The 2738-nt window shown below is 57.5% G+C and carries 6 protein-coding genes; 5 read left to right on the top strand and 1 reads right to left on the bottom strand.

Annotated features, from left to right (window positions below):
* From Q0341_RS03220 to Q0341_RS03200, 5 genes are all read left to right on the top strand, one after another.
* Nucleotides 1-287, top strand: a 287-nt coding sequence (locus Q0341_RS03220) for a hypothetical protein (RefSeq protein ID WP_299510517.1), incomplete at its 5' end; no start/stop codon positions are given.
* Between the two features lie 369 nt (nt 288-656).
* Entirely contained in the window at nt 657-1364 is a 708-nt protein-coding gene (locus tag Q0341_RS03215; protein ID WP_299510515.1) for a DNA methyltransferase, read from the top strand.
* The gene (locus tag Q0341_RS03210; RefSeq protein WP_299510514.1) at nt 1361-1612 is read left to right on the top strand and encodes a hypothetical protein; all 252 of its coding nucleotides are present in this window, start codon (nt 1361-1363) and stop codon (nt 1610-1612) included. Before Q0341_RS03215 ends, Q0341_RS03210 begins: the two co-directional genes overlap by 4 nt.
* Nucleotides 1609-1998, top strand: coding sequence for a hypothetical protein (locus Q0341_RS03205; protein ID WP_299510513.1), 390 nt, complete (start codon nt 1609-1611; stop codon nt 1996-1998). The genes Q0341_RS03210 and Q0341_RS03205 overlap by 4 nt, the downstream gene beginning before the upstream one ends.
* Entirely contained in the window at nt 1995-2252 is a 258-nt protein-coding gene (locus Q0341_RS03200; RefSeq protein WP_299510512.1) for a hypothetical protein, read from the top strand. Before Q0341_RS03205 ends, Q0341_RS03200 begins: the two co-directional genes overlap by 4 nt.
* A 210-nt stretch (nt 2253-2462) precedes the next feature.
* Here the strand turns inward: Q0341_RS03200 and Q0341_RS03195 are convergent.
* Nucleotides 2463-2738 (bottom strand): hypothetical protein (locus Q0341_RS03195; protein ID WP_299510511.1); only part of this gene is annotated, 276 nt, incomplete at its 5' end.

The following is a 2738-nucleotide window of genomic DNA, read 5'->3' as shown; positions in this document are numbered from 1 at the left end:
TATCCGTACGATTCAGCGTGACCTCAAAGTACGTATGGCGTATTTGCTGTTCGCAATTTTTTGATCGTGCTCGACTGAGTGCTGCTTTCGAGCTCTCCCGCGTCGACCAGTTCAATTATGCGTGCGTGACTGTTGCGGTGATCTATGCGGGAGATGTGGGTTCAAACCTACCCCGCCTCGAGGCACCAGTGATCCGCTTCGCTACTCCTGGTGCAAGGTTTGTATGCGGCTTTGGCCGCAGGGCGGGGATTTTCAAAACTCCCGATCGTGGTTTGCGTAGGAAATGAGCGCATGCCCGAATCTTCCCCCGGCTCTGGCTGGGACCGGCGCGTCGGTCATCTTCGATGCCCGTCACCTGCGCTTCTCGCGTCGAGAGCTGGCCTAGCCACCCGGCCGCGATGGCAAGCCATCTTGTCGCAGCCGGGCGGCCAGGCCAGCTCTCGTCAGGTGCGCCTGCTGAGGCTGGTCACGGCATAAAGCCGTTCGTGTCGTCCCTTCGGGACCCGCTCTCTATTTATACGTGCCCAGCCTCAGCTCCCAGCCATTTCCGGGGGCTGCTTCGGGCATGCGCTCATTTCGTTGTGTTGGCACCGGGTGCATGGTGGTTTGACTTCCCAAAGAAGCGTTTCCACCGCTGACATTTTCGGAGTGTTCACATGCATGCAAACCGCATCATTTTGGGCGACTGCTGCCGCGTCATGCCCACGCTGCCCCCGGCTTGCGCCGATTTCATCCTGACCGACCCGCCTTATTTGGTCAACTACAAAGACCGCGAGGGCCGTAGCATCAAAAACGACGTTGAGGCCGATTGGCTGATGCCTGCTTTTCGGGAAGCGTATCGAGTGCTCAAGCCTGATTCGTTGTGCGTGAGTTTCTACGGCTGGACCAAAACCGATTTGTTCTATGCCGCCTGGAAGGCCGCAGGTTTTCGCATCGTTGGGCACATCACTTTCCCGAAGCGTTACGCCTCGGCTTCACGCCTGATGCGGTACAGCCACGAAAACGCTTATCTCCTGGCTAAAGGCAGTCCCCGCCCACCTGAACACCCGATCGGGGATGTGATCGATTGGAGTTATTCGGGCAACCGCTATCACCCCACCGAAAAGCCTTTGAGCGTGCTCACACCGCTGATTGAGTCGTTTTGTCCCCGAGATGGTTTGGTGCTGGACCCATTCGCTGGCTCAGCCTCAACCCTGGTTGCCGCCCGCTCAGTTGGCAGGCAATACCTGGGGATTGAGCTGGACCCGAACTATCACGGCGCGGCCGTGCGCAGGCTCAACGGCTACAGCGCAGGCCAAGCGGCTTACCTTGACCGAGAGCGGGCAACTGCTGCAAGCGTCTATTACATGGAGCGTGCAGCATGAGCGCCGAAATCGAAAACCGCATTTGCGACTATTTGCGCGGCTATGGCCGGCACGACCTTTCGGCACTGGAGAGCCTGGCGCAATTTGGTATGTGGGGCGTTGTCGCTCAGTGTGAGCTGCTGGCCCGAGCATCGACCTTTATCAAAATTCTTGATGAAAACGAGTTGCGTGCCGTGGCGGCCGGTGTGGTCAATTTGGTTGACTTGGCCAATCGGGTTGCCGCTGAATTGAAAGGCCGTAACCCATGACTTACCTGGTGGACGTTTGCAATGATGCGATCAGCTTGCGCTTGTCGTTGACTTCTGAACAGTTCACCGGTCCAGCCGGACCGGTGACTGTTCTCAAGCTGCCCATCCCCTTAAGTTTCGCGTGCAAAGCACGGAACTTGTCAGAGCTGGGCGGTGGAGAGCTTCGAACGGTTTTTGTCTTCAAGCGCATCGATATGGACCCACTCGGGTTTGATGCTTTTGCAAGAAATTTGTGCCGGGACACCGATTGGCTGGAAGGCCAGTGCCTGGCCCTTCCAGTGGCCAATGCGAGGGCTTGCGTCATGGTCGTGGCCACTGGGCGGCCGATTTTGTTTATTGATACGCAGGGCTATTCATACGCCCGCTATGTTGCGAGGTTGGGATGAACGCCGAAGAAGAAATTTCCGAATTTGATGCGGTGGACTATTGGCTTTTTGAACGCATGGTCCCTGGTCCGTGGTTACTGCTTACGGACGCAGAGCGAAAACTGCTTTCAGACCTGGCACGGCAACGGTTGTCTTTTGAAACGCTTGAAGAGCGTGGACGCGACCGGCTGGATTTTCAGGAAGTGGCGGTTTGGACTGTCCGGGAGGCATTGGCGAGGGCGTTCCTGGCTGGGGCTCAGCGGATGCCGCTTTGATTGAGCCATTCAGGGTGCACGGTTGTCGCAAGGCAGCTGTGCGCCTTGTGCTACTGGCGTGGCAGGCAGTTTAATCAGTTGCTTCGCAAAGTATGTTCTCTTGGAGAAGGCTAAAGCCCTCTCCGCCGCGCTGCACTGCGCTTCGCTCCGTTGCGCTTGGCATCCTCTATCAATGCCGACTCGCTGCGCGAATCGGCGCTGTCCGAGGGCTTACAGCCCCTCGGCAGCCCGTGTGCTGATGCGCTCAGCTAGAGCCGTTATCTCTGCCATTTCATTGGCAGTCAGTTTGAGCTTTGCAAGCGTGGCCAACGCATTTTGTGCTTGTAGGGTTGCTGCGGACTCGGCCACTTGCGATTGCACGATGGTCTCGTGCGCAAGTAGACCGAACTCGTCAGCACTCAGACGGTTGCCTCGAATGGGTCCAATTGCCGCGTGTCGTTTGGCGTCATGGTTGATGGCCCCCACTTGGGTGATGGCCAAGCCCAA

It is taken from the genome of uncultured Limnohabitans sp. (genome assembly GCF_937889215.1).
In the GTDB taxonomy this organism is placed as follows: Bacteria; Pseudomonadota; Gammaproteobacteria; order Burkholderiales; family Burkholderiaceae_C; genus Limnohabitans_A.
Note: the sequence above shows the minus strand (reverse complement) of the source record. Positions and strands in the feature narration are given on the sequence as shown.